Raw genomic sequence first — 1,216 nt, forward strand, 5'->3', positions numbered from 1 at the left:
ACTTTAGCAACGGAGATAAATCAAATATGAAAGTACCATATATGAAGTTATACCTGCAAACACTTGTCAGTTTACTGGTATGTTTTACCGTGCTGCCCGCTGTAGCACAGGACACCACCCTGAGCAGCTACAGCAATAGCCGTCCGGTCGTAACCGCCACGCGGAGCATCACCCTTTTGCCCGGCTTTTACGTCCCCACCGGGTCCAGCTTCCACGCTTATATCGCGGCCGCTTCGGCGGCGCCCTGCCTTCCGCTGGCGGCAGCATTAAGCGCCGACCAGAACTATATCCTAACCTATACCCCGCGCGAGCCATTTGCAGCAGGCACGGACCTTTCCACCAAAAAGACCTGCGAAGTCATGATGAGCGTGCAGTACTTCGACGGGCTGGGGCGTCCCCTTCAAACCGTCCAGGTGAAAGGCTCCCCCGGGGCCGGCAAAGACATTGTAACCCCGGTGGAATACGACGCTTTCGGTCGTGAAGCAAAGAAATACCTACCCTATGCGGCCCCCTCCTCCAACGGGAGCTATAAAGCAGGGGCCTTAACCGCTGGCAGCGGCATTTCAGCCTTCTATAACCCGTCGGGGACGGAAAGTCAGCTACCCTCGGGGGTGCCCCGTATACCAACGCCCTTTGCCGAAACGCGTTTTGAGGCCTCCCCGCTGAACCGGGTAGAAGAGCAGGGGGCACCGGGTCCTGACTGGCAGATCGGCCAGGGGCATACCGTGCGCCTAGGCTACTACAGCAACAGCGACGCCTCATTGTCGGAGGGAAACGGCCGCTGGGCCAAACAATACGGGGTGAACATCGATGCCTCGGGGAACCGCAGCCTGAAAGATGAAGGTGCTTACGGAGTGAACCAGCTCTATGTCAGCGAAACGAAGGACGAGAACTGGAAGGAAGGCGACGGCAAAGCCGGACTCACCCAGGAGTTCAAAGACAAAGAAGGACGTGTGGTGTTAAAGCGTATCTTGAACCGCAAGGCAGACCAGAGCATCGAGGCCCTGTCCACCTATTATGTATATGATGACTTCGGCAACCTGTGTTATGTCCTTCCCCCCAAGTCAGAAGCCGACAGCGGAATACCCGGCCCGGATAAACAAAACGCACTGTGTTACCAGTACCGCTACGACGAGCGTAACCGGATGAGTGCCAAAAAAATCCCCGGCAAAGGCTGGGAGTACCAGGTATACAATCAGCTGGACCAGGTCGTGGC

Annotated in this window: 1 protein-coding gene; it reads left to right on the forward strand. The window is 56.7% G+C overall.

Annotated elements, in window-relative coordinates:
- Window positions 1-1,216: DUF6443 domain-containing protein (locus DDR33_RS26185; protein ID WP_238387949.1), on the forward strand; the 1,216-nt coding region annotated here is incomplete at both ends.

It is taken from the genome of Pararcticibacter amylolyticus (genome assembly GCF_003130405.1).
Taxonomy (GTDB): domain Bacteria; phylum Bacteroidota; class Bacteroidia; order Sphingobacteriales; family Sphingobacteriaceae; genus Arcticibacter; species Arcticibacter amylolyticus.